This window comes from Marinobacter persicus, assembly GCF_900114155.1.
Taxonomy (GTDB): domain Bacteria; phylum Pseudomonadota; class Gammaproteobacteria; order Pseudomonadales; family Oleiphilaceae; genus Marinobacter; species Marinobacter persicus.
On the sequence record NZ_FOSC01000002.1, the window covers coordinates 211,323 to 232,511 of the forward strand.

Sequence of the window (21,189 nt, forward strand, 5' to 3'; positions counted from 1 at the left end):
TGAAAGCTTGATGGTTACTCCCGCAGCAGTTTAGACATAACCGGGTGAGTCGTCACCCGGTTTTGCGGCGTCCTGTGAGGCGTATCCAATCTTCTTTCTGCTCGGGTTCGTCCATGATAAACCAGGGCTCGTAGGCCTCCATGACCTCGCGGGCCTGGTTAAACAGAATGCCGGACAGCACCAGATCACCGCCGGGGCGGGTCAGTTCCGCCAGCCGGGGTGCCAGGCCGATCAGTGGCTGGGCCAGAATATTGGCCAGCATGATGTCGGCCCGGGTGTCGGGATCATCGCCCGGCAGGTACAGATCCAGCCGCTGGTCGGCCACCTCGTTGCGGCGGGCATTTTCCCGGCTGGCTTCCAGTGCCTGGGGGTCTGTGTCCACGCCAATCACGTGCTCGGCGCCCAGCAACAGGGCCGCCAGGCCGAGGATGCCGGAGCCACAACCATAGTCGGTGACCTGTTTGCCGGCCACATCCTGGCCATCGAGCCACTCCAGGCACAGGGCTGTGGTGGGATGGGTGCCGGTGCCAAAGGCCAGACCGGGGTCGAGCATCAGGTTGGCAGCAGCCGGGTCTGGCGCTTTGTGCCAGCTGGGTACAATCCACAGGCGTTCGCCGAACTTGATCGGCTGGAAGTCGTCCATCCAGGCCCGTTCCCAGTCCTTGTCTTCGACCAGCGTAACTGCGATCTCCGGCAGTTCCTGCTGGGTCTGCTGATGCCAGGCGTCCCGCAGGTCGGCACACAGCTGCTCGGTATCCCGGTCGGACTGGAACAGCCCGGTGACCACCGTCTGGCTCCACAGGGGTGTGGTGCCGGGGTCCGGCTCGTACAGGGGCTGGTCGGCCGCGTCTTCCATGGACACGGCGTCGGAACCCATTTCCATCAGCAGGTCTTCCAGCTGCTCGGCGGTATCCGGGTCAGCCGGAATCTGCAGTTGTACCCAGGGCATATCAGTCCCGCATCAGGTTTTCGAGGTGATGGATGGTGAAGTCGACTTGCTTGAAGCCGCCATCACGCAACAGTTGCCTGTGCAGGGCCTGGTTGGTCTTGATGCCTTCCACCAGCATTTCGTCCAGGGCGATTTTCATGCGACGGCGCGCGATCTCGCGGTCGTCACCCCAGGTGATCAGCTTGGCGATCAGGGAGTCGTAGTACGGCGGAACCGAGTAACCACTGTACATGTGCGAATCCACCCGAACACCATTGCCGCCGGGGGCATGGAAGTGGCTGACCTTGCCGGGGCTGGGCACGAAGGTTTTCGGATCTTCAGCGTTGATCCGGCATTCCATGGCGTGACCGGAGATGGTGATCTCGTCCTGGCTGTACTGCAGCTTCTCGCCGCTGGCGATGCGCAGTTGCTCACGGACGATATCCACGCCGGTGACCATTTCGGAGACCGGATGCTCCACCTGTACCCGGGTGTTCATTTCGATGAAGTAGAACTCGCCGTCCTGGTACAGGAACTCGAAGGTGCCCGCGCCCACGTAGCCGATCTTCTTGCAGGCATCCACGCAGGCCTTGAACGTGCGCTGGCGGGATTCCTCGTTGATGTTCGGCGCCGGGGCTTCTTCAATCACCTTCTGGTTGCGGCGCTGCATGGAGCAGTCGCGGTCGCCCAGGTGAATGACGTTGCCGTGCATGTCGGCCAGCACCTGGACTTCCACGTGGCGCGGCTTTTCCAGGAACTTTTCCAGGTACACGGTGGGATCGCCGAAGGCGTTTTTCGCTTCGGTCTGGGTGATCTGGACGGCTTTGAGCAGGGCGGCCTCGGAGTGCACCACCTGCATGCCGCGACCACCACCGCCGGAAGCGGCCTTGATCATCACCGGATAACCGATGTTGCGGGCGATTTCCAGGGTGCGCTTGTCGTCATCGGTCAGCGGGCCGTCGGAGCCGGGAACCGTCGGTACCCCGGCTTCTTTCATGGCTTCAATGGCGGAAACCTTGTTGCCCATCAGGCGAATGGTTTCGGCGCGCGGGCCAATGAAGCGGAAACCGCTCTTTTCCACCTGCTCGGCGAAATCGGCGTTTTCCGCCAGGAAGCCATACCCCGGGTGAATACCCATGGAGTCGGTCACTTCCGCCGCGCTGATGATGGTGGGGATGTTCAGGTAACTGTCAACCGGGCTGTTGGGACCGATACACACCGACTCATCCGCCAGGCGAACGTGCATCAGTTCGCGGTCTACCTGGGAGTGGACGGCAACGGTCTTGATGCCCAGTTCCTTGCAGGCGCGGAGAATACGCAGAGCGATTTCACCGCGGTTTGCGATCAGAACTTTATCTAACATGGCCATGATTCACATTCACCGAGTTCAGGAAATGACGACCAGGGGCTGGTCAAATTCCACCGGCTGGCCGTTCTCGACCAGAATTTCGGTGACGGTACCGGATTTGTCGGCTTCGATCTGGTTCATCATCTTCATGGCTTCAACAATGCAGACCACGTCGCCGGCCTTGACGGTCTGGCCAACTTCCACGAACGGGGCAGACGTGGGCGACGGCGCACGGTAGAAGGTGCCAACCATCGGCGATTTCACGCTGTGGCCAGCCGGTGCGGCCGGAGCGGCTTCAGCAGCCGGTGCTTCAGCTGCGGCGGGTGCCGGCGCCGGTGCCTGCGGGGCTGGAGCGGCGTAATGGGCCACCTGCGGTGCCGCTGCGGCCAGCTGTTCGCGACGGCGGGAAATGCGAACGGAATCGTCGCCTTCCTGAATTTCCAGCTCTTCGACGTCAGACTCTTCAAGCAATTCGATCAGTTTCTTGATTTTGCGAATATCCATAGCGGTTCCAGTCTCTTTGTCTCTGGTCTATCGGTGAATTCGTTGCAGGGCCGCCTGCAGGGCAAGATCATAGCCCTGGCTGCCCAGCCCGCAGATAACGCCTTCGGCGATATCTGAAAAGTAGGAGTGATGGCGGAAGCTTTCCCGCGCATGCACGTTGGATAGATGCACTTCGATGAACGGAATGCCGGCGGCCAGCATGGCATCACGAAGAGCCACGCTGGTGTGGGTGAAGGCTGCGGGATTGATAATGATGAAATCCACACCTTCGGCCCGGGCTTCGTGCACCCGCTCAATCAGTTCGTACTCGGCATTGGATTGCAGGTGCAGCAGGTGGTGACCGGCGTCAGCGGCCTTGCTGCGCAGGCGATCGTCAATGTCTGCCAGGGTCTCATGGCCGTACACGTCCGGTTCCCGGGTGCCGAGCATGTTGAGATTGGGACCATGTAGGACAAGTATGGTCGACATGACTGAACCTGTTTTTGTTGGCTTCCAGATGCGAGATTACACAGCCATGGCAGGCGGTGCGATGACATTTCGTTGACGATGCCATTGTCGGTCAAGTCTGACCAGCCCGATATTCGACATTGGTTTCATGAACGTCGGCCATCTGTCGTGTTTTTCGCCCTAATTGCAGGCAATCGTCACCTGATTGCGACCATTACCCTTGGATTTGTAGAGAGCACGATCAGCCCGTTCGCACAATGCCTGGGAGCTTTCGCCCGGCTGCCAGCAGGCCACACCGCAACTAAAGGTGACGGAGAATTCGCGTTCACCGGCCGGCTGCTGCAGTTTGGAAAAGCTCTCACGAATATTGTCCAGCACCTGGCGGGCGCCTTCCGGGCCGGTGCCGGTGAGAATGATGGCAAATTCCTCACCGCCGTAACGGCCGATGTGGTCGGTTTTTCGCAGCCGCTGTTTCAGGAACATCGACAGGTTGCGCAGGATGCGGTCACCGATGGGATGGCCGTAGGTGTCGTTGACCTTCTTGAAATAGTCGATGTCGAGCATGGCAAAGCACAGCGGCTCGTCTTTCTGGCCGGCACGAACGATCTCCTGTTCGAGCAGGTGCAGGGTATGGGTGTGGTTATACAGGCCCGTCAGGCTGTCGCGGATCATCAGCGCCAGCAGTGAGCGGGCGCGGCGGCCACGGTTGTGCAGGGTGGCGATCAGGTGTTTCGGGTCGATCGGCTTGGTCAGGAAATCATCACCACCCAGGCTCATGGCCTGCAGTTGTTTGGTGACGTCTTCCTCGGCCGACAGGTAGATGATCGGTACGCTGTGGAACTTGTCCTGCTGGCGGATCACGCGGGCGATTTCCATGCCGGTGCAGCCGGGCATGTACATGTCCAGGATGATGATTTCCGGGGAGAACGCTTCAAGGGCGCGGATGATGTCCATGGGGTCGGTGATGATATGGGCCACCATGCCGGCCTTTTTCAGCACCGTTTCCATATACTTGGCCTGGGCCTTGGAGTCATCGAGCACCAGCACTTTATAAGGCTCAATATTGTTGCCGTGGGTGTACGCCTCGATTTTCTCGATCAGCTGACCGGGGTCGACGGCCGGGTAAAAGAACTCTTCGCCCCCGCAGCGTGAGGCCCGCAGCCGGGTTTCAATGCTGCCGTCGTCTTCGCTGACAAAGATGATCGGAATAGGGGTTTCATGCCGGGCCTGGAGGCGTTCGACCATGCTGATGCCGCTGTTGGGGCCGCCTCCGAAATTGACATCCACGAGAATGGTTTCCGGCTTGTTCAGGGCGCAGGCTTCGATCAGTTCATCTGCGGTGTGGAACGCCGAGGCCCGGAAGCCGAAAAACTCCAGTTGACGGATCAGGCGGGCGGCCAGATCACCGTTTGGCAGGGCGATGTACACCGGTGTGCGCCGGTATTGTTGCGGTTCGGCGCCGTCTGCCGGGTCGGTCTGGCGGCGGGTGGTGCAGCGCAGGTCGGCAAATCCGGCTTCCAGGTGCTCGGCCAGCGTGTCGGTGAGCGGCTGGTGCGAGGGCCAGTCGCGCAGGGCCTGCAGGATGCGTTCGCCGGCATTGGCGTGGTCTGCCATATCGAAGCGCCGGGCGTAGCGGGTCAGCTTGTCGGTGGCGATGGCCAGCTCGTCACGCCAGGTGGCGGCTTTGTCCGGGTTATCCTGGATTTTCTGCCAGGTGTCCAGTACCACGCGGGCCTGGGTGGTCACGCGACGGGCAAAATGCTGCCTGAGTTTTTCGTTCTGGCTTTCCTCGGTCATTGCGCTCCAGCCTGCCTCCTTTCAAACAAGTCGCCGGGCCCGGGTCAGCAACCAGGCAGACCTGCCCGGTCGATGATTCTGGTGATTATGGTTGGCGACGAGCCTTTTCTTTGATTATTTGTGTTGGTAAAGACGCCTCGTTAGTCCTGGCTAGAGTCTATAGTGTTTAGTGGTATCGGCGCAGGCGGTTAACTGTAAATGTTTGTCAATTTTTGAGCCGATTGCTGTTTTTTTTGATTCGGGGCACAAAGACATGCCAGGGAAACGCGGCTGCCATGTTTGTCTGCAACGGGGTGTCATCACTCTGCAGTCGTTGCTTTTGCTGTTTACCGGTGCATTGCTGGTGGTGCTGTTGCTGGCGGCGTTCGCTGTCAGTTATGGCTATTTCCGGGATTATGTGGCCGACCAGCTGGCGTCCCATGCCGGGGATGGTGCCACGGCAACGGGTTTGTCGCTGTCCAATGCGATCGATGGCAGTGATCCGGTAGCGGCCGGGTCACTGATTGATGCGGTGTTCGACAGCGGCAAGTACCTGTCGGTGGAATACCGCAATCACGAGGGCGAGCTGATCGCAGGGCGTACCATGACGTTACAGCCGCGTCTGGCCCCCGGTTGGTTTGTGGCCATGGCGAAATTGCCCACGCCCATGGCCGAGGCGGAGGTGATCCGTGGTTGGATGCGTCTGGGCAAGGTGAGCGTGGTCAGTCATCCCGGCCGGGCCTATGACGACCTGTGGCGCATTACCCTGGGGCTTCTGGCCGGGGTGCTGTTGATTGGCGGGCTGGGTCTGGTATCGCTGTTTATACTGCTGCGAGGCTTGTTGCGACCGCTCAAGGCACTGGAGGCTCAGGCCGAAGCGCTGAGTCAGCGCAATTTCCGCAAGCGTATTGACCTGCGTTCAACCCGAGAGCTGAACCGGGTCACCGAAGCCATGAATCGCATGGCGGATGATCTGGGATGTCTGTTCGAGGGGCAGGGTAAGCTGATCCAGCATTTGCGCCGGGTGAACAATGAAGACTCGGTCACCGGTCTGGCCAGCCGGCCGGCGTTTGACCAGAGGCTGAAGGCGCAGGTCGAGTCGGAAGAGAAGGCCGCCCCTGGCGTTCTGATGCTGCTGCGCCTGGGGTACTTCAACGATTACAACCGGGCCTATGGCCAGCGTGAAGGCGATTATCTGCTCAAGGAAATGGCTGAATGTCTGCGGGAATTCGTTGTCCGCCATCCGGAAGCCTTTGCCGGGCGCAGAACCGGGGCAGAGTTTGCCCTGTTTCTGCCCGGAGCGTCGGTCAGTGATGCCCGGGCCTGGGCACTGGAGCTGGTGGCAGAACTTGAGCAGCGTTATCGGACGCTGGCCGCGCCCATGGACGCCACGGTTCATGCAGGCCTGGCGCCGGCCCATCCGGGCGAGAATGTGCGGGAACTGCTGTCGACCGCTGATGAAGCGCTGCTGTCGGCCGGGCAGCGTGGGCACACCGCTGTGGAGGTCGCTGACACCGGAGCTGGCAATCACCATGATCTGGAGGCCTGGCGTAACATCCTGATCAGTGCCCTGCGTACCCCCAATCTGTCGCTGTGGTTGCAGCCGATGGTCCGGGGAGATGAACGTGCGCTGGTGCATCACCAGGTGTTCTCCCGAATCCGTGCGCCCGAGGGCGACTTGCGAGCCGCTCTGTTTGTGCCGGTGGCCGAGAAGCTGGGGCTGATCAAGGAGTTGGACCGGCTGTTGGTGGTTCGGGTGCTGGCTTGCCTGGAAAACCGGCCGGAGGCGGTGCTGGCCATTTCCCTGGGGCGCAGTTCCGTGGCGGATTCGGCGTTCCGGGAGGAATTGGTCGAGCGCCTGGCAGATGCTGGTGAAGTGGCCCGGCGCTTATGGATCGGCATACCCGAACAGGCCATCAGCCAGCACCGGAAACCGGCGGGCCTGCTGGTGGGCGCACTGGCCAGGCTGCAGGTGCCGGTTCTGGTGGATCATTTCGGAGTGGGTGGGGTGCCATTCAGTTATCTGAAGAATCTGCCTTTTGGCGCCCTGCGTATCGATAACAGTTTTATTCACGACCTTGATCGCCACGAAGAAAACCGCTTTTGGCTGGAGTCGGTGATTGGTATCGCCCGTAGCCGGGGGGTAAAGGTTTTTGCCACCGGAGTGGAAACCGCCGCCGAATACTCGGTACTCTGTGAGCTGGGTATTGATGGCGCCATGGGATACTATTTGGGCCGGCCATTCGCAGCTGATGACTAACCAACGGGAGAATGATCGTCTTATGCCGGGCAAAATCAGACAATATTTCAGGGACAAGAAAGAAGACCTGCAGGATTACACCGGCGGTAGCGGTGTTGTCTTCAAGCTGCTGTTGGCGCTGGTGGTTGTCTACCTGCTGATTGCCATTGTGCTCGGCATGATCTGGAGCAGCGAGCCGGATACCTTCTCGGTCCGTGAGCATACCCGGACCCTGGCTGACGAGATGGGGCGGGAGCCGGTGACCGGTTTTGCCACCACCGCCACCATGATCAGGCTGGCCGAAACCCTGCTGGACAAGCCCGGTGGCTATATTTCCAACGACATTGCCCCGCCGGGTCTGTGGATGGACAACATGCCGAACTGGGAGTTTGGCGCGCTGGTTCAGCTGCGAGACATGTCTCGGGCTCTGCGCAAGGACATCAGCCGCTCCCAGAGCCAGTCGGCGGAAGATCCGGACCTGACCATCGCCGAGCCCCAACTGCATTTTGACAGCGGGAGCTGGGCTATTCCCTCCACCGAAAACGAGTATCGCCGGGGTATCAACGCCCTGAAGCGTTATCTGGACCGCTTGTCCAGCCCTGAGCAGGTGGATGCCCAGTTCTTTGCCCGGGCCGACAACCTCAACAACTGGCTGGCCGACCTGGAGACCCGCCTGGGCAGCTTGTCCCGAACGCTGAGCGAGAGTGTGGGCAAGGCCTCGGTTTCCGATGCCGTGGCCAATCTGGACCCGGATGATCCCCTGTCGGAAGACACCGGCGGCGAGGATGTGAAAACCGCCTGGACCGAGATTGACGACGTCTTCTATGAGGCCCGTGGCAGTGCCTGGGCGTTGTTGCACATCTTCAAGGCGATTGAGGTGGACTTCCGCAAGGTGCTGCAGGACAAGAACGCCATGGCGAGCGTCAAACAGATTATTATCGAACTGGAAGGCACACAGAAAACCGTGTGGAGCCCGGTCATTCTCAATGGCAGCGGTTTCGGGGTGCTGGCCAACCACTCCCTGACCATGGCCGCCTACCTGTCGCGGGCCAATGCTGCGATCAGTGATATGCGGGATCTGTTGTCCCGGGGCTAATCATTCCGTCAGACACAAAAAAGCCGGGCTCTTTCTTCATGAAGGCCCGGCTTTTTTGTGGGTCAGGTTTTATCCGACTTGGCCTGACAAAGCACTATCAACCTTTGGTGTAGTTGGCAATGGATTCTTCGATAGCCTTTTTGGCCGCGGCTGCGTTATCCCAGCCCTCTACCTTGACCCATTTGCCTGGCTCCAGGGTCTTGTAGTTTTCGAAGAAGTGCTTGATCTGATCACGCAGCAATTCCGGCAGATCTTCCACTTCCTTGATGTTGTGGTAGGTCTGGGTCAGCTTGTCGTGGGGTACGGCAATCAGCTTGGCATCGCCACCGGCTTCGTCTTCCATGTTCAGGACACCTACCGGACGGGCGCGGATAACCGAGCCGGCTTGCACCGGATAGGGGGTCACGACCAGTACGTCGATCGGGTCGCCGTCATCGGCCAGGGTGTGCGGGATGAAACCGTAGTTGGCCGGGTAGAACATGGGCGTGGCCATGAAACGGTCCACCAGCAGGGCACCCATCTGCTTGTCCAGTTCGTATTTGACCGGCGCGCTGTTGGCCGGAATTTCGATGGCAACGTAGATGTCTTCCGGCGGGTTCTTGCCGGCAGGAATGTGGTCGAATTGCATGTGCGATCCTTTTAAACAGTGTGGTGCAGTTTTCTGCAGGTCAATAATCCGGCGAAATTATACGCAAGCGCGCAGCGCTTCGAAACTCACCGCTGATGTTACACGCCTTTGCGCTCAATGGTCCTGACGCCGTCACTGGTACCGAGCAGGAGCAGGTCCGCGGGGCGGCGGGCAAACAGGCCATTGGTAACGATTCCGACCACATTATTCAGTTTTTCTTCCATGACAATCGGTCGGGAGATGTCCAGGTTGTGGATGTCGATGATGATATTACCGTTGTCGGTGGTGAAGCCCTCACGATACACCGGGTCCCCTCCGAGTTTGACGATCTCGCGGCCTACATGGCTGCGGGCCATGGGGATGACTTCCACCGGCAGCGGGAAATCGCCCAGGATGTCCACTTTCTTGGATTCATCCGCGATGCAGATAAAGGTTTTTGCCACTGCCGCCACGATTTTTTCCCGGGTCAGCGCCCCGCCGCCGCCCTTGATCAGTTCCAGGCGCTCATTGGTTTCATCGGCGCCGTCCACGTAAAACTCGATTTCCCCCACGGCGTTCAGGTCATACACCGGAATGCCGTGGCTTTTCAGGCGTTCGGCGGTGGCTTCGGAGCTGGCCACCGCGCCGTCAAAGTCGCTCTGGTATTCGGCCAGATAATCAATAAAGTAGTTGGCGGTGCTGCCGGTACCGACACCGACAATACTACGGCTGTCCAGGCGCGGGGCAATGTAGTCGACAGCGGCCCTGGCGACCGCCTGCTTCAGTTCGTCCTGAGTCATGACAGGCTCCGGAATGATGGGAGATGATGAATGTGCCGTTATTATACGCCGGCAGGGAGTCTGCTTATAGACGGCAACCGTGCAAACTTCCTACACTGTGGGTTTTTCTTTTCCCCGACATTCACCAGCAATCGGAACCATCATGCCGCAACGCTACATCAAGAAGATCCTCGATGCCCGTGTTTACGATGTGGCCATCGAAACACCCCTGACTGAAGCCCGTAGTCTCTCCAAGCGCCTTGGAAACAACATTCTGATCAAGCGCGAAGACCTTCAGCCGGTGTTTTCCTTCAAGATTCGCGGCGCCTATAACCGGATTGCCCAGCTTTCCGAAGAGCAGAAGGCCAAGGGCGTGATCTGCGCCTCCGCCGGCAACCACGCCCAGGGCGTGGCCATGTCGGCCAAACAGCTGGGCATCAAGGCGGTGATTGTCATGCCCCAGACCACGCCGGACATCAAAGTGAAGTCTGTCCGTGACCGGGGTGCGAAAGTGGTGTTGAAGGGCGATGCGTTTGATGAAGCCGCCGCTCATGCGCAGGAGTTGATCGCCAAACACGGCTACACTTACATCCCGCCCTACGATGACCCGGACGTAATCGCCGGGCAGGGTACCGTGGCGATGGAACTGATGTGGCAGTTCTCCAAGCCGTTGCACGCCGTATTCATTCCAGTGGGCGGCGGTGGCCTGATTGCGGGCATGGCCGCCTACATCAAGTACCTGCGTCCCGAGATCAAGGTGATCGGTGTGGAGCCGGAAGACTCCAACTGCCTGCAGGCAGCACTGGCTGCCGGTGAGCGAGTGGTGCTGGAGCAGGTGGGCATTTTTGCCGATGGTGTGGCGGTCAGGCAGATCGGCGAGGCGCCCTGGGACATCTGCAAGGACAATGTGGACGAGGTGATCACCGTGTCCACCGATGAGATCTGCGCCGCCATCAAGGATGTGTTTGAGGATACCCGCTCGATTGCCGAGCCGGCGGGTGCGCTTGCGATCGCGGGCATGAAGAAGTACGTGGAACGTGAAAGCATTGAGGGTGAAAACCTGGCCGGTGTGCTCAGCGGTGCCAATATGAACTTCGATCGCCTGCGATACATTTCCGAGCGTACCGAGATCGGTGAAAAGCGCGAAGCCATTCTGGCGGTCACGATTCCGGAGAAGCCGGGGGCCTTCAAGAGCTTTATCAATGCCCTGCACAAGCGCAGCATTACCGAGTTCAACTACCGCTACGCCGACGACCAGCAGGCGGTGATCTTCGTGGGCATCCAGATCCAGGCCGGCGGCCACGGCCGTGACGAGCTGGTGCAGGAGTTGCGCGAAGACGGCTACTCGGTGATCGACCTGACCGACAGCGACCTGGCCAAACAGCACATCCGCCACATGGTGGGTGGCCACGCGCCCTCGGTGAACAACGAAGTGGTGTACCAGTTCCAGTTCCCCGAACGCCCGGGCGCCTTGCTGAAGTTCCTTATGTCGCTGGGTACCCGCTGGAACATCTCGTTGTTCCACTACCGCAACCACGGCGCCGCCTACAGCCGGGTGCTGCTCGGTGCCCAGGTGAGCGATGGTGAAGTGGCGGATTTCGAGAAAATGCTAGATAAGGTGGGCTTTGAGTACGAGAACATGACCGATAACGAGGCGTATCGGTTGTTTCTTGGGGCTGGCAATTCTGCGGCTAAATAAGAGACTGGCGTCTTGTCGCGAAAGTAGAAGGCGGGCCGGGTAGAGCTTTCCGGGAATTTCGAAGGCCATGGATGGCCTGAGAGAAGCGCACAGGGATCGTGCTTGTAGCGGTTCCCGGAAAGCTCTACCCGGTTCGACTTCGGGTGCCGTACCCTGTCTTGATCAAAGCACTCGCACGTCTTTTTGAACCTTTACACAATTTTAAGCCGTTAAAAATTGTAAAATATCCGCTTCATGTTAGGATTCTATGTTGGCAATTGACATAAACAATTTCTGACAACCCCTTCATTCACTTCGAAGAAAAGAAACGGAAAGCACGTCATGGGACGCAAGCCTGACATTCTGCGTACAGTTCTGCTGATTTTTGCGGTTGGTCTTGTGATTACCGGGTTCACGTCTTTGCAGGCGTCGGAAGACAATCGGGACGTTGACTTGCCCGCCGTTGAGGTTTCCCAGCCGGCTGACTAACGCCGGAACCGGTAACAGCGCTTATCCGTCACCACGCCGTGCAGCGGCACGTCCCACGGCTCCGTGGGCAGTGACTCCACCTTCTGGAATTCATGGGCCAGGCCGATCAGTTTTGGGGCCATGGCCGGTCGTATGCGACTGAAGGCAAAGGTTCGGTCATAGAAGCCGCCACCCATGCCCAGGCGGCCACCTTCCTCGTCAAATCCCACCAGCGGAAACAGCACTGCATCCAGTGCCCAGGCCGGCCGCCGCCGTGAGCGCGGGAACGGGGGCTCGGGTATGCCGAAGCGGTTGGCGGTCAGCTGTACTCCGTCGAAGTAGGGGCTGAAGACCAGTTTGCCCGGGTAAATCGGGTGCAGGATGGGCAGGTAGAATTTGATGCCTTTGCGCCGGGCCAGATCCAGGTAGAGACGGGGATCAATCTCACCGTCATTGGGCAGGTAAATGCCAATGTGTCGGGCGCGGTGCAGGGCCGGGTGTTTCAGCAGGTTCAGGGCCAGGCCCTCGGCTGCCTGTTGCTGTTGCTCGAAAGACAGGGCACGGCGTTTGGCCCGCAACTGTTTGCGAAGCTGGTTTCTGCCGGGCGTATCAGGTTGGGTCTGGAACGAGTGGGGGGCGTGGTGCTGGGTCAAAATAAAGCTTCCCGGGCTGCCGTTATCGGATGTGGCCCTTGAACCCAGAGTTCAAGGTCGGTGGCCGCTGTGACATATTAGGCTTCCTCCCGAAGGAGGCGTGCTCACAATGCCCTGAAGTAGCCACCTGGGTAGTGCGCATCGGCTCGAGGACGTATCCGACACCCCGTACAGCCCAGGAAGTTGAGACCATTATAGGGGCAGGGCCGGGGCGGATTGCAACCCCTTTTGCCGTCACTTGCCCGAGTTTTCACCCAGGGCTTCGTCCAGGCGACTGTCCATGGCTTCAAGAATCTTGCTGGAGGCTTCGGACATGGTGTCGCGCTCCAGCAGCTCATGGGTGATGTTCAAAGCGGCCATTACTGCGATGCGTTCGGTGCCGAACACCTTGCCGCTGGCGCGAATTTCCCGCATCTTGCTGTCCAGGTGTTTGGCGGCGCGCAGCAGTGCATCCTGTTGCTCCTCCGGGCTGGCAACCAGGTATTCCTTGTCCAGAATACGGACGGCAACGGTGGTGGACTGCTCTGACATCAGTGGTGCTCCAGCGCTCTGAGGCGGCCGATCATGGCTTCGATCTTGTTTTTGGCGAGGTCGTTCTTGTGCATCAACTGGGCCCGTTCACGGTTCCAGTCATCCTGAAGTTCCCGTAGCAGGGCGTTGTCCTGCTCCAGCTTCTCGCAGCGTTCGATCAGCTTGTCCAGCTTGTCTGCCAGCGCCTGTACTTCGGACTGTTCCATGGCCTGCCCAACATTGATGAGTTAACACGGTCGGTTAATAAGTCTGCGAACGACCCGCAAAGTGTCAGTAACTATAAGTGCCGACGCCAGACCGGTCAATTTACAGGAACGTTATCACGGCAGGTGTGACGGCTTTCACGACATGAGCCTATTCGAAACCGCCAAAGCCCTGCCGTCGACTGGTCAGCCAGGAGCTTATCGCAGGTGCCAGTGAGACCAGCAGAGCCGCCAGCGGCACCGAGCCAAGCACTGCCCATTCATCCGTATTCAGGGCGCGAAGACCCAGTTGCAGGCCATAGTGTTCCAGCAGCCACGGCGACAGGGCGGCAATCCCCAGTGCCCCCAGTACAACCGCCAGCAGGCAGGACAGCAGCGCCAGACCCAGGCTTTCCAGGCTGTACAGTGAGGCGATCAGTGCCGGTGATGCACCGGTGGCCCGCAATATGGCCATTTCCCGGCGCCGTTGTGCCTGCAGAGTCAAAAGCACCGACACCAGACCGACGAGGCTGGTGACCACGACAAATCCGCCAATAGCGAGCAAGGCTTTCTCGAACTGACCCATGACCTGCCAGAGACGGCTGAGTGCCACCCCCGGCAGGATGGCCGACAAGGGTTCGCCGGTGTACTGGTTCAGCTCACGCTGGACCTGGAAGGTGAGAATCGGTCGTTTGAGCCCGAGCAGCGCGGCAGTGATGCTGTCCGGCTGGTAACTGCGTTCACGTGCTTCGTCGCCCGAAAGCGTTCGTCCGGGAATGGCGACACCGGACTCCCAGCCCACGTGAATGGCCTCCATGGCGTCGAGGCCGATGAACACTGCCTGATCGACCGGCGTGCCAGTCGCTTCCAGCACGCCGGATACCCGAAAGGGAAGGTCGTCATGGCGGGAGAAGCTGGTGCTGCCGCCGCCGTGGGACAGGGTGATCCGGTCGCCGACCCGGTGTGTCATTTGTCGGGCAACATTGGCGCCGAGTACCACATCGAACAGGTCACTGAACCAGTCACCGCTGGCCAGGGCCAATGATTGTTCATCGCCGTATCCGAAACGCTCGAAGAACTGAGTGTTGGTACCGATGACCCGGTGGCCCCGGTAGCTGTCGCCCAGGGACAGGGGGATGACCCAGTCAATACGTTCATCGGTGCGCAGCTTCTGGTAAGTGGACCAGCGGATGTTGTTGGTGGCATCGCCCAGATGGAACACGGTGTACAGCAGCAGGTTGAGCTGGCCGCTGCGGGCGCCGACGATCAGGTCGGTGCCGGTGATGGTGTTGTTGAACGACTGGCGCACCTCGGTGCGCAGGTACTGAATGCCCAGCAGCAGGGTCACGCTCAGGGTCAGGGTCAGACACACCAGCGCCAGCACCCGACGGCGATGCCACAGGCTGGCGGCGGTCAGTGACAGGGCCAGGCGCAGCGCATTCATGATCTCCCCTCCAGGGCAATATGGTCATGGAAGTGTCGGGCCAGCGCCTGGTCGTGACTGACAAACACCACCGACGTGCCCTGTTCCGCCGCCATGGTAAGCAGCAGTTCGAGAAAACGGTCGCGGTTGTCCGTGTCCAGTGCCGAGGTGGGTTCATCCGCCAGGATAATCTCCGGGGCCCCGATCAGTGCCCGGGCTGCAGCCACTCGCTGTTGCTGGCCAATGGACAGGCCGGTAACTTTCCTGTGTGCGGTGTCGTCGTCAAGCCCCAGTTGGGCCAATAACGATCGGGCAACGGTTGAGACCCCCGGCCCCGCACGTTTATGCCGGGAAGATGACAGCCGGCAGGGCAGTTCCGCGTTACCGCTGGCAGTGAGGTAGGGGACCAGATTGAATTGCTGGAAAATAATGCCAAGATGGTCAGCACGAAACCGGTCCCGCGCGCCGTTAGGCCAGTCCGAGACAGTTTCGCCCAGCAGTTGGACGGTTCCGCGCTCCGGTACCAGCAATCCCGATAGCAAACCCAGCAAGGTGCTTTTGCCGGTGCCGCTGGGCCCGTGCAGGAACAGGTGTTCGCCCCGGGCCAGTTGGATGTCCGGGAAAACCATGGCGGTATCCATGCCGGGCCAGCGGTAGGCCAGGGCCCGTGTATGAATGGCGTTATCCGTTCCGGCGGAACCGGCGGGCGTTGCGGCTGTCTTCTCTGTCATGCTGTTGCTGTGTATCCCGTTGTATGATGGTGCCGGTTTTCCGTTCAGCCACCCGAGGAAAAGACGTTGATGTTTGCAGGTGTTAATTGCTTCAGCCGGGCGGCCCGCCTTGGACTGCTTTTTCTGCTTTTGGTTTCACCTTTCGTGCATGCCGAGTTGCCGGAAATCGACTGGCTCGACCTGATGCCGAAAGAAGATCTGGCGCTGCTGGAAAGCATGCCGGAAATCGAACACGAGGGCGATGGCCCGGCGTTGTTGCCCGATGAAATCCTGACCGGGCGGGTGGTTGAAGACATGGCCGGTACCGAAGGCCGGTTGCCGGGTTTTGTGGTGCCCCTGAAAACCACCAAGGGTGGCCGTGTTCTCGAGTTTTTCCTGGTGCCCTACTACGGTGCCTGCATCCATGTGCCGCCCCCTCCACCCAACCAGATCATCCATGTGACCTACAAGGAAGGCTTTGAACTGAACGCCTTAACCGAGCCGTTCTGGATCGAAGGTACGCTGCGCATTGAGCGTACCGAGAACGATATCGGGACCTCGTCCTATTCCATCGAGGCGACGGCCGTGGAACCGTATCAGCATACATATTGAGCAGCGGCCCACCCACTTACTCATCCAGGATCAACTGATTCCGCCCAGGCCCCAGTTGCCGGCTGCCCTGGCCGTAAAGCCCAACCCACTGGACATCGAGGTGTTCCATGGCCGGGAAACGGGCTGTTAACGGTGTTTCCAGTTCCTTGCCCAGGCCCGGGCAGTCCAGGGACTGGCTGATTTCAATGTCGGCATGGCCGCCGTGACTTTCATGGTCATGGTGGTCGTGCCCCCGGTCCCCGGCTTTTTTCGGCCAGGAGGCGTAAACCTCGGCGCTCTCGACCCGGCAATGCCCCTCTGGTGTGTTGACCATCGGTCTGGTTTCGGCCCATCGCTGCAAGTCAGCAAGCGCCTGTTTTTGCTCGTCGGTTTCCGGTGCATGCTCAAATCCCACCAGGTTGGCGGCGGGTGAAAGCAGGAAGGCATCGATACGGGTTTCTTCGATGGATAATTGCAACTCGGCCCGGCCGTGCTGATGCCCGGCGGGGTTATCCTGGGCGGCGGCGGTGCCGGTCAGCAGCAGGGCGGAAACAGCCGTGAACAGGCTAAGGCGAAGGTTGATTGACATGGGGCGGCTCCTCTTTTGTTATGTTATAACATGGTTTTTGGTGTTTGAGAAAGTGTCTGCTGGCCGGTGTCAGTGCCACGGCAGTGACAGAATGCTAGGATACGTGCATCCATAAATTCCGAGCGCCGGCGTGTGTGCCGCGCTCTCAATCACGCAGGATCAAACCGTTTCATGTCTGATACCGATACCTCTGCCGTTCAGGTTACCCCGTTCGAGCGCTGGGCCAATGTCTTTGCCACCCACAAGGCATTCAGCCACCCTTCGGAACTGCATGGCGCACTCTGTGGTCGGCTGGCCGCCGGTGCCCGTATGGAAGAGCAGGAGTGGCTGGCAATGGTGTGCGAGCACATGGGGCTGGGGGAGAAGGCCATGGAAGAGTCCGAAGACCTGGCGCCCTTTATGTACAGCGCCTATGAGCAAACCCTGCAGCAATTCCAGTCCAGCGACATGGACTTTCACCTGCTGCTGCCTGACGACGACTACGCCATGGACCAGCGTCTGGAAGCACTGGTGACCTGGGTGCGTGGTTTTCTTGAAGGTATGGCTTTGGCGGCGGGTGAGTCGCTTGGGCAGGCACCGGATGAAATCCGCGAGCTGATCGAGGATATGGTGGCCATCAGCCAGTTGTCCGAAGAGGAAGAAGCGGACGACGAAAGCGAGCAACAGCTGCTGGAGATCACCGAATACGTGCGTCTGGGTGCCCTGACGGTATTTACCGAATTCAATGAACCGGAAAAACCGGCCGCCGCCGGCCCGACGCTGCACTGATCAGGAGATTGCATGGCTTCCATGATTCCGATGAAAGAATTTGCCGGGCGCCGCCGCAAGCTGATGGAGCGGATGGCGCCGGACAGCATCGCCATTCTGCCGGCCGCCCCCGAGCGGGTGCGCAACCGCGATGTGCTGCACCCCTTCCGTCAGGACAGTGATTTCCAGTATCTGACCGGCTTCGGGGAACCCGAAGCGGTACTGGCGCTGATTCCGGGCCGGGAACACGGCGAAGCCGTACTGTTCTGCCGGGAGCGCAACCCGGAGAAGGAGCTTTGGGACGGTTTTCTGGTAGGCCAGGACGGTGCCATAGAACAATACGGCCTGGACGACGCCTTCCCGATTGCCGATATCGACGACATCCTGCCGGGCCTGCTGGAAGGCCGCAGCCGCGTTTATTATCCGCTGGGCAAGGACCCGGCCTTCGATAACCGGGTGATGGACTGGGTGAAGGTTATTCGCAGCAAGGTACGGGCCGGCGCCCACCCGCCGGGTGAGTTCGTGGCGCTGGAGCACCTGTTGCACGACATGCGCCTGATCAAGAGCCCGGCGGAAATCAAGGTGATGGCCAAGGCCGGCAAAATCAGCGCCGAAGCCCACTCCCGGGCGATGAAGCGGGCCCGGCGTGGCGGTTACGAGTACCAGTTGGAAGCGGAGCTGATCCACACCTTCATGGAACACGGGGCACGGAATACCGCCTATCCGTCCATCGTGGGCAGTGGTGCCAACGCCTGTATCCTGCACTACATCGAGAATTCTGCACCGCTGAAAGACGGCGACCTGGTGCTGATCGATGCCGGTTGTGAGCTGGAGTGTTACGCCTCCGACATTACCCGAACCTTCCCGGTGAGTGGCCGGTTCAGTGCCGAGCAGGCCGCCCTGTACAATGTGGTACTCGAAGCCCAGTACGCGGCCATTGATGCGGTAAAGCCCGGCAACCACTGGAACCAGCCCCATGAAGCGGCACTCGAAGTGCTGACCCAGGGCCTGATTGACCTGGGCCTGCTGACCGGTAATGTGGAAGACGCCATTGCCGAGGGTGCCTACCGGCCGTTCTTCATGCACCGCACCGGCCACTGGCTGGGTATGGACGTGCATGATGTGGGCGACTACAAGATTGGAGATGCCTGGCGCCTGCTGGAGCCGGGCATGGCGCTGACCGTGGAGCCGGGTCTGTATGTGGCGCCCGACAACACCGATGTGGATGAAAAGTGGCGTGGCATTGGTATTCGCATCGAAGACGATGTGGTCGTGACCAAAGAGGGCTGCCGCATACTCACTGATGGTGTGCCAAAAACCATTCCTGAAATTGAAGCGCTGATGGCGGACTGACACCGTGACCCGAAACCAGCTGGATACTGATCTGATCATCGCCGGTGGTGGCCTGGCCGGCGCCACCCTGGCTCTCGCGCTTGCCCGCGTGGTACCCGAATTGCGGGTGACGGTGGTGGAAAGTGTGCCGCTGGCGCCGGATGCCCTGCCTGACGAGTACCAGCCCAGTTACGATGCCCGCTCCACGGCACTGGCCTGGGGCTCGAGGCTGATTCTCGAAGAGCTGGGGTTGTGGCAGGCAGTGTCTGAACACGCCACCCCCATTCAGCACATTCATGTCTCGGATCGGGGGCATTTCGGGGCCACACGTCTGCATGCACAGGATCATGGCCAGCAGGCGCTGGGTTACGTGGTGGACAACCGCTGGATGGGCCTGTGCCTGATGCGGGCACTGCTGGACACCCGTGTGCAGTGGCAGGCACCGGCACAAGTCACCGGTATGGTGCCGACTGAAGAGGGTGTGCGGGTGGATATCCGCAAAGGCGGTGAACCACTGACCCTGACCGGCCAGTGTCTGGTGGTGGCTGATGGCGGTCGTTCCGGTTTGCGGGAAAAACTGGGCTTTCAGGCCAGAACCGAGGAATACGGCCAGAACGCGCTCATTGCCAACGTCTCCACCGCCGAGTCGCACCGGTATGTGGCCTACGAGCGCTTCACCGACACCGGTCCCATGGCGCTCTTGCCCCATGGCTCGCCAAGGGAACCGGGTAACCAGTCGGCGCTGGTGTGGACCCTGAGCGATACCGCATTGCACGACATTCTGTCGCTGTCCGACGAGCAGAAATGCCGCAAGCTGCAGGAGCGCTTCGGCTCCCGCCTGGGCCGCTTCACCCGCATCGGTGATTGTTATCACTATCCGCTGAAACTGACCACGGTGAACGAGCCGGTGCGCCCGGGCGTGGCGCTGGTGGGCAATGCGGCTCACGCACTGCATCCGGTGGCGGGGCAGGGGTTCAATCTGGCCCTGCGGGGCCTGATGACGTTGGTGGAGCAGATGCGCCGGGGCGTCGACCGTGGTGTGTCGATTGGTGACCTGTCGGTGCTGGGCGAATACCAGCGCCTGCACCGGAAAGACTGGCAGCAGACTGTGCAGTTCTCCGATTCGCTGATCCGACTGTTTGGCCAGCCGCTGGCGCCCGTGGCCCTGGCCCGGGATGCGGGCCTGATCGGGCTGGATGTGTTGCCCGGCGCCAAGCGCTGGTTTGCCCGCAAGGCCATGGGTACCGGCGGTCGCAAACCGGTATTATCCATAACAGGTAAAGCCAGGGAGGCTCGCTCCGAATGACCAGTACCTCCAACCTTTCGCATTTTGATGTGGTGGTCGCCGGTGGCGGCATGATCGGCTCTGCGGTGGCGCTGGGGCTGTCCCGGCAGGGCTGGCAGGTGGCCCTGGTGGAGAGTGAGGCCGTTGAAAGCCTGTTGCAGGCGCCATCGCCGGCTCAAACGGTGGAAGATTTCGAACCCCGTGTCAGCGCCATTTCTCTGGCCAGCCAGCGCTTGCTTTCGCAGTTGGGGGTCTGGTCCCGGGTGCAGACCGGGCGTTATTGCGATTACTCGGAGATGACTGTCTGGGATGGCGACGGCACTGGCCGCGTGCATTTTGATGCGGCCGAGCTGCATGCCACGGCGCTGGGCACCATTGTTGAGAACCGTCATATTGTGCGTGCCCTGTTTCAGGCCCTGGCGGACAGTTCGGTCACGGTTTTTGATGGAGTGACGGTCAGCCGATGGCTCCGGGGGCAGGGTGTGGAGCTGGACGATGGCCGGCTGGTGACCGCCGACCTGGTGGTGGGTGCCGACGGCGCCCGCTCTCGCCTGCGCCAGTGGGCCGGGCTGGCGACCCGGGAATGGGATTATGACCACCAGGCCATTGTCTGCACGGTAAAGACAACCAACACTCACGCCTTCACCGCCTGGCAGCGGTTCTCGCCGACCGGCCCGCTGGCCTTTTTGCCGCTGGCCAATGAAAACGGGGATGATCACTTCTGCTCCATCGTCTGGTCCCAGCAAACCGGCGAGGCACGCCGGCTGATGGCGTTAAGCGATGAAGACTTCCAACAGGAGCTTGAGCGCGCCATTGAGGGCCAGTTGGGCGAGTTGCAGGCGGTTTCCCGCCGTTTTGCCTTCCCACTGCGCCAGCGTCACGCCAAGGATTACATTGCCGAAGGCCTGGTGCTGGTGGGTGATGCCGCCCATACCATTCACCCGCTGGCCGGACAGGGCGCCAACCTGGGTTATGGCGACGTTCAGGTGCTGCTCGATGAACTGGCTAAAGCCCATGAAGCGGGCCTGTCGGCTGGCGGACCACTGGTGCTTGAGCGCTACCAGCGTCGGCGCAAGGGTGACAACCTGACCATGATGGCGGCGATGGAAAGCTTCAAGCAGCTGTTTGCCCGGGACGAATTGCCGGTGCGCTGGCTGCGCAATGCAGGCATGCGCTGGTTTGACCGGTTAACGCCACTAAAGAATCGCATCGCTGCCGAAGCCATGGGCGTGGACTGACGAACGGGTTCCGGATCGCTGAAAGACGGTTGGCCGGG

The 21,189-nt window shown here is 60.3% G+C and carries 22 protein-coding genes and 1 other RNA gene; 9 read left to right on the forward strand and 14 right to left on the reverse strand.

Features of this window, described 5'->3' with window-relative positions; genetic code table 11:
* Positions 1-52 precede the first annotated feature (52 nt).
* From prmA to BMZ63_RS02955, 5 genes are all read right to left on the reverse strand, one after another.
* Positions 53-949 carry a 50S ribosomal protein L11 methyltransferase gene (gene prmA, locus BMZ63_RS02935; protein WP_091701422.1) on the reverse strand — a complete coding sequence of 299 codons (897 nt, stop codon included), beginning with the start codon at positions 947-949 and terminating at the stop codon, positions 53-55.
* A gap of 1 nt (position 950) precedes the next feature.
* Complete coding sequence (gene accC, locus BMZ63_RS02940) at positions 951-2,297, reverse strand: acetyl-CoA carboxylase biotin carboxylase subunit (protein ID WP_091701425.1); 1,347 nt, start codon at positions 2,295-2,297, stop codon at positions 951-953.
* Between the two features lie 18 nt (positions 2,298-2,315).
* A complete protein-coding gene (gene accB / locus BMZ63_RS02945) occupies positions 2,316-2,780 on the reverse strand; it encodes an acetyl-CoA carboxylase biotin carboxyl carrier protein (protein WP_091701428.1) in 465 nt (154 codons plus the stop codon).
* A gap of 27 nt (positions 2,781-2,807) precedes the next feature.
* Positions 2,808-3,248, reverse strand: a complete 441-nt coding sequence (gene aroQ / locus BMZ63_RS02950) for a type II 3-dehydroquinate dehydratase (RefSeq protein WP_091701433.1) — start codon at positions 3,246-3,248, stop codon at positions 2,808-2,810.
* Between the two features lie 159 nt (positions 3,249-3,407).
* Positions 3,408-5,024, reverse strand: a complete 1,617-nt coding sequence (locus BMZ63_RS02955) for a diguanylate cyclase (RefSeq protein WP_091701436.1) — start codon at positions 5,022-5,024, stop codon at positions 3,408-3,410.
* Between the two features lie 253 nt (positions 5,025-5,277).
* On the opposite strand from BMZ63_RS02955, the gene BMZ63_RS02960 reads away from it, so the two are divergent.
* On the forward strand, positions 5,278-7,263 hold the full coding sequence (locus BMZ63_RS02960; RefSeq protein ID WP_091701845.1) for an EAL domain-containing protein: 1,986 nt from the start codon (positions 5,278-5,280) through the stop codon (positions 7,261-7,263).
* A gap of 22 nt (positions 7,264-7,285) precedes the next feature.
* Complete coding sequence (locus BMZ63_RS02965; RefSeq protein ID WP_091701439.1) at positions 7,286-8,338, forward strand: DUF2333 family protein; 1,053 nt, start codon at positions 7,286-7,288, stop codon at positions 8,336-8,338.
* Between the two features lie 97 nt (positions 8,339-8,435).
* Here the strand turns inward: BMZ63_RS02965 and ppa are convergent, their stop codons facing one another.
* Together ppa and rpiA are read right to left on the reverse strand one after the other, a co-directional pair.
* Positions 8,436-8,966, reverse strand: a complete 531-nt coding sequence (gene ppa / locus BMZ63_RS02970) for an inorganic diphosphatase (RefSeq protein WP_091701441.1) — start codon at positions 8,964-8,966, stop codon at positions 8,436-8,438.
* A 98-nt stretch (positions 8,967-9,064) separates the two neighbouring features.
* Positions 9,065-9,745 carry a ribose-5-phosphate isomerase RpiA gene (gene rpiA, locus BMZ63_RS02975; RefSeq protein WP_091701444.1) on the reverse strand — a complete coding sequence of 227 codons (681 nt, stop codon included), beginning with the start codon at positions 9,743-9,745 and terminating at the stop codon, positions 9,065-9,067.
* A gap of 142 nt (positions 9,746-9,887) precedes the next feature.
* Here rpiA and ilvA point away from each other — a divergent pair, with 142 nt between their 5' ends.
* Positions 9,888-11,423, forward strand: a complete 1,536-nt coding sequence (gene ilvA / locus BMZ63_RS02980; RefSeq protein ID WP_091701446.1) for a threonine ammonia-lyase, biosynthetic — start codon at positions 9,888-9,890, stop codon at positions 11,421-11,423.
* A gap of 321 nt (positions 11,424-11,744) precedes the next feature.
* Positions 11,745-11,891, forward strand: coding sequence for a hypothetical protein (locus BMZ63_RS14960; RefSeq protein ID WP_177187012.1), 147 nt, complete (start codon positions 11,745-11,747; stop codon positions 11,889-11,891).
* On the opposite strand, the gene BMZ63_RS02985 is transcribed toward BMZ63_RS14960, so the two are convergent.
* The 6 genes from BMZ63_RS02985 to BMZ63_RS03010 form a co-directional block, all read right to left on the reverse strand.
* Positions 11,888-12,523 (reverse strand): 5-formyltetrahydrofolate cyclo-ligase, encoded by a 636-nt coding sequence (locus tag BMZ63_RS02985; RefSeq protein ID WP_091701449.1) that lies wholly within the window; start codon positions 12,521-12,523, stop codon positions 11,888-11,890. The genes BMZ63_RS14960 and BMZ63_RS02985 overlap by 4 nt on opposite strands.
* A gap of 4 nt (positions 12,524-12,527) precedes the next feature.
* Positions 12,528-12,708: non-coding RNA, 6S RNA (gene ssrS, locus BMZ63_RS02990), on the reverse strand.
* Between the two features lie 49 nt (positions 12,709-12,757).
* Positions 12,758-13,054 (reverse strand): cell division protein ZapA, encoded by a 297-nt coding sequence (locus BMZ63_RS02995; RefSeq protein ID WP_091701451.1) that lies wholly within the window; start codon positions 13,052-13,054, stop codon positions 12,758-12,760.
* Positions 13,054-13,260, reverse strand: coding sequence for a TIGR02449 family protein (locus BMZ63_RS03000; RefSeq protein WP_091701454.1), 207 nt, complete (start codon positions 13,258-13,260; stop codon positions 13,054-13,056). The genes BMZ63_RS02995 and BMZ63_RS03000 overlap by 1 nt, the downstream gene beginning before the upstream one ends.
* Before the next feature lie 148 nt (positions 13,261-13,408).
* Entirely contained in the window at positions 13,409-14,680 is a 1,272-nt protein-coding gene (locus BMZ63_RS03005) for an ABC transporter permease (RefSeq protein WP_091701457.1), read from the reverse strand.
* Positions 14,677-15,390 carry an ATP-binding cassette domain-containing protein gene (locus BMZ63_RS03010; RefSeq protein ID WP_091701459.1) on the reverse strand — a complete coding sequence of 238 codons (714 nt, stop codon included), beginning with the start codon at positions 15,388-15,390 and terminating at the stop codon, positions 14,677-14,679. The genes BMZ63_RS03005 and BMZ63_RS03010 overlap by 4 nt, the downstream gene beginning before the upstream one ends.
* A gap of 69 nt (positions 15,391-15,459) precedes the next feature.
* Here BMZ63_RS03010 and BMZ63_RS03015 point away from each other — a divergent pair, with 69 nt between their 5' ends.
* On the forward strand, positions 15,460-15,981 hold the full coding sequence (locus tag BMZ63_RS03015) for a DUF3299 domain-containing protein (protein ID WP_091701462.1): 522 nt from the start codon (positions 15,460-15,462) through the stop codon (positions 15,979-15,981).
* Between the two features lie 16 nt (positions 15,982-15,997).
* Here BMZ63_RS03015 and BMZ63_RS03020 read toward each other — a convergent pair whose 3' ends face one another.
* Positions 15,998-16,549, reverse strand: coding sequence for a ZrgA family zinc uptake protein (locus BMZ63_RS03020; protein WP_091701465.1), 552 nt, complete (start codon positions 16,547-16,549; stop codon positions 15,998-16,000).
* Positions 16,550-16,720: 171 nt separating this feature from the next.
* On the opposite strand from BMZ63_RS03020, the gene BMZ63_RS03025 reads away from it, so the two are divergent.
* The 4 genes from BMZ63_RS03025 to BMZ63_RS03040 are packed head-to-tail and all read left to right on the forward strand — an operon-like array spanning position 16,721 to position 21,151.
* Positions 16,721-17,317 carry a UPF0149 family protein gene (locus BMZ63_RS03025; RefSeq protein ID WP_091701467.1) on the forward strand — a complete coding sequence of 199 codons (597 nt, stop codon included), beginning with the start codon at positions 16,721-16,723 and terminating at the stop codon, positions 17,315-17,317.
* A 12-nt stretch (positions 17,318-17,329) separates the two neighbouring features.
* A complete protein-coding gene (gene pepP, locus BMZ63_RS03030; RefSeq protein WP_091701470.1) occupies positions 17,330-18,649 on the forward strand; it encodes a Xaa-Pro aminopeptidase in 1,320 nt (439 codons plus the stop codon).
* Between the two features lie 4 nt (positions 18,650-18,653).
* Positions 18,654-19,934, forward strand: coding sequence for a 2-octaprenyl-6-methoxyphenyl hydroxylase (gene ubiH, locus BMZ63_RS03035; RefSeq protein WP_091701473.1), 1,281 nt, complete (start codon positions 18,654-18,656; stop codon positions 19,932-19,934).
* Positions 19,931-21,151, forward strand: coding sequence for a UbiH/UbiF/VisC/COQ6 family ubiquinone biosynthesis hydroxylase (locus BMZ63_RS03040; RefSeq protein ID WP_091701476.1), 1,221 nt, complete (start codon positions 19,931-19,933; stop codon positions 21,149-21,151). Before ubiH ends, BMZ63_RS03040 begins: the two co-directional genes overlap by 4 nt.
* Positions 21,152-21,189: the final 38 nt, after the last annotated feature.

Excerpts from the sequence above, each read along its gene's own strand:
- BMZ63_RS02960 (WP_091701845.1), top strand. The coding sequence starts at position 5,278 with ATGCCAGGGAAACGCGGCTGCCATGTTTGTCTGCAACGGGGTGTCATC.
- BMZ63_RS14960 (WP_177187012.1), top strand. The coding sequence starts at position 11,745 with ATGGGACGCAAGCCTGACATTCTGCGTACAGTTCTGCTGATTTTTGCG.
- BMZ63_RS03005 (WP_091701457.1), bottom strand. The coding sequence starts at position 14,680 with ATGAATGCGCTGCGCCTGGCCCTGTCACTGACCGCCGCCAGCCTGTGG.
- ppa (WP_091701441.1), bottom strand. The coding sequence starts at position 8,966 with ATGCAATTCGACCACATTCCTGCCGGCAAGAACCCGCCGGAAGACATC.
- prmA (WP_091701422.1), bottom strand. The coding sequence starts at position 949 with ATGCCCTGGGTACAACTGCAGATTCCGGCTGACCCGGATACCGCCGAG.
- BMZ63_RS03025 (WP_091701467.1), top strand. The coding sequence starts at position 16,721 with ATGTCTGATACCGATACCTCTGCCGTTCAGGTTACCCCGTTCGAGCGC.
- ilvA (WP_091701446.1), top strand. The coding sequence starts at position 9,888 with ATGCCGCAACGCTACATCAAGAAGATCCTCGATGCCCGTGTTTACGAT.
- rpiA (WP_091701444.1), bottom strand. The coding sequence starts at position 9,745 with ATGACTCAGGACGAACTGAAGCAGGCGGTCGCCAGGGCCGCTGTCGAC.
- accB (WP_091701428.1), bottom strand. The coding sequence starts at position 2,780 with ATGGATATTCGCAAAATCAAGAAACTGATCGAATTGCTTGAAGAGTCT.
- BMZ63_RS02965 (WP_091701439.1), top strand. The coding sequence starts at position 7,286 with ATGCCGGGCAAAATCAGACAATATTTCAGGGACAAGAAAGAAGACCTG.
- BMZ63_RS02995 (WP_091701451.1), bottom strand. The coding sequence starts at position 13,054 with ATGTCAGAGCAGTCCACCACCGTTGCCGTCCGTATTCTGGACAAGGAA.
- accC (WP_091701425.1), bottom strand. The coding sequence starts at position 2,297 with ATGGCCATGTTAGATAAAGTTCTGATCGCAAACCGCGGTGAAATCGCT.
- pepP (WP_091701470.1), top strand. The coding sequence starts at position 17,330 with ATGGCTTCCATGATTCCGATGAAAGAATTTGCCGGGCGCCGCCGCAAG.
- BMZ63_RS03020 (WP_091701465.1), bottom strand. The coding sequence starts at position 16,549 with ATGTCAATCAACCTTCGCCTTAGCCTGTTCACGGCTGTTTCCGCCCTG.
- BMZ63_RS03015 (WP_091701462.1), top strand. The coding sequence starts at position 15,460 with ATGTTTGCAGGTGTTAATTGCTTCAGCCGGGCGGCCCGCCTTGGACTG.
- BMZ63_RS03040 (WP_091701476.1), top strand. The coding sequence starts at position 19,931 with ATGACCAGTACCTCCAACCTTTCGCATTTTGATGTGGTGGTCGCCGGT.
- aroQ (WP_091701433.1), bottom strand. The coding sequence starts at position 3,248 with ATGTCGACCATACTTGTCCTACATGGTCCCAATCTCAACATGCTCGGC.
- BMZ63_RS03000 (WP_091701454.1), bottom strand. The coding sequence starts at position 13,260 with ATGGAACAGTCCGAAGTACAGGCGCTGGCAGACAAGCTGGACAAGCTG.
- BMZ63_RS03010 (WP_091701459.1), bottom strand. The coding sequence starts at position 15,390 with ATGACAGAGAAGACAGCCGCAACGCCCGCCGGTTCCGCCGGAACGGAT.
- BMZ63_RS02955 (WP_091701436.1), bottom strand. The coding sequence starts at position 5,024 with ATGACCGAGGAAAGCCAGAACGAAAAACTCAGGCAGCATTTTGCCCGT.